The sequence below is a fragment of the Microcoleus sp. genome, assembly GCF_049646505.1.
GTDB lineage: Bacteria > Cyanobacteriota > Cyanobacteriia > Cyanobacteriales > Microcoleaceae > Microcoleus.
Window position 1 is genome coordinate 1 of record NZ_JBARVX010000012.1, and the last position, 4,893, is coordinate 4,893.

General features: G+C 44.5%; 5 protein-coding genes. 3 read left to right on the forward strand and 2 right to left on the reverse strand.

Annotated elements, in window-relative coordinates; all coding sequences use genetic code 11:
* Positions 1–470: 470 nt before the first annotated feature.
* Together WBA89_RS00845 and WBA89_RS00850 are read right to left on the reverse strand one after the other, a co-directional pair.
* Entirely contained in the window at positions 471–1,451 is a 981-nt protein-coding gene (locus WBA89_RS00845) for an S-layer homology domain-containing protein (RefSeq protein ID WP_424403173.1), read from the reverse strand.
* 116 nt (positions 1,452–1,567) lie between these two features.
* The gene (locus WBA89_RS00850) at positions 1,568–2,434 is read right to left on the reverse strand and encodes a DUF2382 domain-containing protein (RefSeq protein ID WP_424403175.1); all 867 of its coding nucleotides are present in this window, start codon (positions 2,432–2,434) and stop codon (positions 1,568–1,570) included.
* 173 nt (positions 2,435–2,607) lie between these two features.
* Here WBA89_RS00850 and WBA89_RS00855 point away from each other — a divergent pair, with 173 nt between their 5' ends.
* From WBA89_RS00855 to WBA89_RS00865, 3 genes are all read left to right on the forward strand, one after another.
* Positions 2,608–3,210 carry a hypothetical protein gene (locus WBA89_RS00855; RefSeq protein WP_424403177.1) on the forward strand — a complete coding sequence of 201 codons (603 nt, stop codon included), beginning with the start codon at positions 2,608–2,610 and terminating at the stop codon, positions 3,208–3,210.
* 147 nt (positions 3,211–3,357) lie between these two features.
* Positions 3,358–3,927 (forward strand): SH3 domain-containing protein, encoded by a 570-nt coding sequence (locus tag WBA89_RS00860; protein ID WP_424403179.1) that lies wholly within the window; start codon positions 3,358–3,360, stop codon positions 3,925–3,927.
* Positions 3,928–3,941: 14 nt separating this feature from the next.
* Positions 3,942–4,893: hypothetical protein (locus WBA89_RS00865; RefSeq protein WP_424403181.1), on the forward strand; the 952-nt coding region annotated here is incomplete at its 3' end.

Sequence of the window (4,893 nt, forward strand, 5' to 3'; positions counted from 1 at the left end):
GTTGTTAGTTGTTAGTTGTTAGTTGTTAGTTGTTAGTTGTTAGTTGTTAGTTGTTAGTTGTTAGTTGACATTATGGCAATCCTAAATCATTTGTGAATTTCTTACTCCCTCCCCTTAATAAGGGGAGGGTTGGGGTGGGGTAAAAAACTTTACGACTCCTGCAAGGACTGCTATACATCATTTCTCAGAAAGATGAGGTGCTGTCGGGAATATGGAATAGGGAATATGGAATAGGGCATACCTGACTTTCTTGAGAACCGCTATAGCATTTTATTATTGGTATGTTTGTCAGTGTTTTGTAAAAAAAACAATTACCTAAAATTCAGGCAACTTAATTATCAATTATGGCAAAAAAAAACAGCAATTAGCTGTAGAATCTGTACGGCAACAGTGGGGAAGTTGTACGGGCTTTAAATTAGCTTAAAGCCCGCTAACTAAAGCTGTAGAAACAGCTTTTTTTGATGGCAAAACTAGGGACGCGGACTCTTAGGAATGTACTTAACAGCATTCTTGTCCGAAAGCGGTTCGATCTGCTTTTGATTGACCAAAGCTTGATGAATTAGCGCGGTAGCACTTCCCCGACTGAGCAACTCGTTCGGATTTAGAACTCTCGCATCTGGATAATTGACCACTATCTTTGCCTGTGTCGCTGCTGCTACTGCATCAACCGAATCTTTAGGAATCCGATCGGCATCCTTATAGTATGATTTAAGAAACTTTAATGCCGAAATCTTAGAAGTTGCAACGGGACTTTTGGTCGTCGTTGCCGGAACAGTTTTAGCAGGTTTGGGTTGCGGCTGCTGTTTTGTTGGTATTACAGGCAATAGCGGCTGCATTAAAACAGTTGCTGCTAAGGGAAATACCAAACGATTCCTAGTAGTTCTTCGACGTTGATTTGCAGGTGCTGCAGATGCGGCGGCTTGACTCGCTGGTACAGGTGCAGCGCCTTGACTGGCTGCTACAGGGCGATCGTAATTCAAGTCTAAACCTTTCATTAAGGCAACTAATGCTTGTGCCTTAGTCATTGGCTGCTTTGGACGAAACTCGTTTCCCGGAAATTCTTTCATAAATCCCGTTTCATAAGCTTCTTCAATCGGAGGTGCTGCCCAATTGCCTTGCGGCACATCCTTAAAGGAACTTCCAGTGGGTATATTTCTAATTTTTGCTTTGTCAAAAGCTTGGCGAATCATCGCTGCAAACTCGTCGCGATCGACATTTTGTTTGGGTTTAAACATTCCGTTGGGATATCCCGTAACAATGTCTTTTTCAGCTAGGGATTTAATAAACGGACGCGCCCAGTAATTTTGCGGTACATCAGGAAATGTCGATTTGGCTTGTTGTTGAGCAGCAGCTTGCTGGGAATTTAGCACAAAACCAGCGCCGCTCACACTAACGAGCAAAGCTAAAAACGAACCCTTGACTAGCGGTAAATGCCAGCGATTGCATATCATAAAACATCCTCTTGTTGTTTGACAATTACAGTGATTTGTGGGGCTGGTAATTTCGATTCAGCACTAATGTCGGGGCGAAAGCCGAGCCACAAACCACCGTTCAATTTATCGGCACTCTAACAGTCTTCTGCCGACAAATCTAATTTCTCGCGCCGCAGCGTTTCTGTTGACTCAACAGTATCCTTTTCAACTTCTTTCCTGATCTTAACTTCCTCGCGCAGGAAAGCTTGCTTTTTGATATCGGCAGTTTCTTCGTGGAGTTCCATATGCACCGTCTCTTGTTGTCCGAAGGCAGCCTCTGCACTCACTGGAGTGCCTGCATTTTCGGGAGTTACGTGTTCAATTACAGCACGCTCTTTTGCTACAGGAACCGAAACTTTTGCTGTTTCAGTTTCTACTCGCTTGTTAATTATTACTTCGCCAGTTTTTTGGCGGGTTTTGTCTGCAATCAATCGTTCTTCGTAAAGTCGGATTTTTTGATGGTCTTGCTCGTTCATTTGGTACAGTTCAGGCTCTTGCTCGTAACTGTAAGGAGCCGGCACAGAAACTGGAGCGGATGCGGTGACAATTCGCGATGCTTCTAAAGGCAATGACGCTTCTACAGGTGCAGATGCTCCGACGGTTGGAGTGCGATAAACTCTCCGCACTTGTTCTTCGTAATCGTAATCAACGACCATCCCGTTTTCATATCTGGCTAGGTTTTCGACTTGCTGTTTCTGCAAACTTCTGGCGTAGACGCGCCCGGTATTAAAATCTATCCGACAAAGACCGATGGGAACTAATACTTTTTTGCCAAAAATCCACACACCTGTGTCAACGACAAAATATCGGAAACGCCCTGTTTCATCAACTAGCACGGTATCGAGCGTGCCAATTTTTTCATCTGTATTTCCTGCACAGACATCGAACCCTTTGATATCTTCACCATCAAACGCTACTTCGCGGTAGCTGGGATTAAAATCTTCTATTTTGTAAAGTAACATTTCAATTCTACTCACTATGTTAGGTGTATTTTAGCGAGAAATTGCTTTCGGTACCTCCTACTTATGAAAGATTGTGTAGTAATAAAAAAATCGGTAATGCTATAACTAAGGGTAGATATGCTAATTATAAATTTGACGTAAAATAAATTTTCAACGAGAAGGATTAATTTTTTATGACATACAATCCAGAACCACTGAGCAGTGAAGTTGCTGAGCCGACAGTTGTCAATACGGCGGTGAATTACCACGATCGAGTCCGGTGGGGGCCTATTTTTGCAGGAATTGCGATCGCCCTGACCGGTCAACTTTTGTTAAGCGCTTTGGGAGCCGCGATCGGGTTGAGCGCGGGTGCAACGGGTGCTGATGCAGGCTCTGTTAGTCTGGCGGTGGGAATTTGGTCGATCGTTAGTTTGCTGGTTTCCCTATTTTTGGGCGGTTGGGTAATGGCTCAAAGCTGCGGCCCAATGACTAAGAAAACAGCTATTTTGAATGCAGCAATTCTTTGGGGAACTACATTAGCACTCAGTTCTTGGCTGTTAGCAAGCGGGATATCTGGTGCTGTTGATGCTGTTGCGGCTAATGCTGGAGAAATTGCCGATCGAGTACAGCAACAGGGAGGTGTTAATATACCGAATGTAGACCCAAATCAAGTTCGCGACATTGCTACCAATACAGCTAAAGCTACTTGGTCATTTCTACTCGGCTCTTTACTGAGTTTGGCATCGGCAATGATTGGTGCTGCTGTTGGCGCTCGCAAACCTCGCGTTTATGCTTGATTGGCGGTGATACTGCAAATCAGACAAGCACAGCAGCAAGTCTGATTATTTTATGCCCTTGGGATGATGCTTCATTCATTCTTGGAGCAGACGGTAGAGATAAAAATTTTAGATAAGCTGTTGACATGATTAAAAGGAGACGAAGTAATGAAAAAACAGGAAATGTGGCAAAAATATACATCTTTAACAAGTGCGTTATTGGTGACGGCAACAGCTTTAGTTGCTCCCTCTTTCGCAGCTAACAAAAATCCAACTCCATACAAAGTTGAAGTTCAAAATCAAGGTGAATCTCTACTAGCACAAATACCCGATAGCTGTCGCCTGGTTGTTGCCGGTAACGGTCTTAATGTGCGGCAAGAACCGACAACCGACAGCCAAGCGATCGGTATTATCGGCTCCGGCAGAAACGTGACGATTCAAAGTCTGGGCGAGAATGGCTGGGTACCAATTACAGCACCGCTAAAAGGCTACGTATACGGTGGTTTTCTCGGAGAGTGTAAAGCGGCAAATTCTCCGCCTCCTACTGACTGCCGCTTAGTTGCAGCCCTCAGAGGAATTAACGTGCGTCAAACACCTTCGACTGATGGGGAAACGGCTGGTTTCGTTGCGAATGGACGCAGAGTGACGATTGAAAGTTTAGGAAGCGATGGTTGGGTACCCATTACAGTACCCCTGAAAGGCTACGTCCAATCTGAAAACCTGGCATATTGTCGTTAATTGAAAAAACAGTGATGAAAGACCGATCGAACCCAGAAGAAGAAACTAATTCACAGCAAAAGTCTAGTTTGTCAAATTTCATTGGTGAGACAACAGAGTCAGCACTGGATGCAGGCAAAGCAGTTATTGACAAAGCAGTTGATGCGGGAGAAGCTACTGCTAAACAAACCTATCGATTGATTGGAAAAGCAACCAAGGAAACCGGAGAAGCTGTGACTTATGTCAGCAATCTTCCTTTTCTCAAACAAATTGCAGGTGTGCTCAGGCTTGATTGGTTGACTGGAGCAAACTCTGGCTTAGATTTCACTAAAGCTGAAGCTGAAGTCAAGCAAATCCAACAACAGTATCCCAACGAAACTCCCAGCGAAATTGCCCATCGCATTATGGTGAAAAAAGCCATCCAAGCCGGTGGTGTCGGAGTTGCTAGCAGCATTTTACCCGGTGTCGCAGCAGCTCTTTTGGCGATCGATTTAGTCGCGACTAATGCGATTCAAACCGAAATGGTTTATGAAATTGCTGCCGCTTACGGGATGGATTTGCAAGCTCCAGCCCGAAAAGGCGAGGTTTTGGCAATTTTTGGGTTAGCGCTCGGCGGTAGCAACGCCATGAAAGCAGGTTTGGGTTTTGTACGCAACGTACCGCTGGCTGGTGCGATGATTGGTGCGAGTACAAATGCTACGATGCTGTACACGCTGGGATATGCGGCGCGCGAGTTTTACGAAGCAAAATTGAGGGAAGATTCTGATAAACCTGCAACCGAAACGCTGCAAGCGATTCAGCAACAAAGCGAAAAATATCTCGATGTGGCGATCGCCCAACAAGTAGTCATGAATCAAATCATGGTTCACATTATTCTGGCAAGTTATCCCAACAAAAGCTGGGAAGATATTTTGCCAGAATTGGAGCCATTGCAATTAAATACCCCTTCTCTAAATACGATTTCCGCTAATATTCAATCACCTGAAC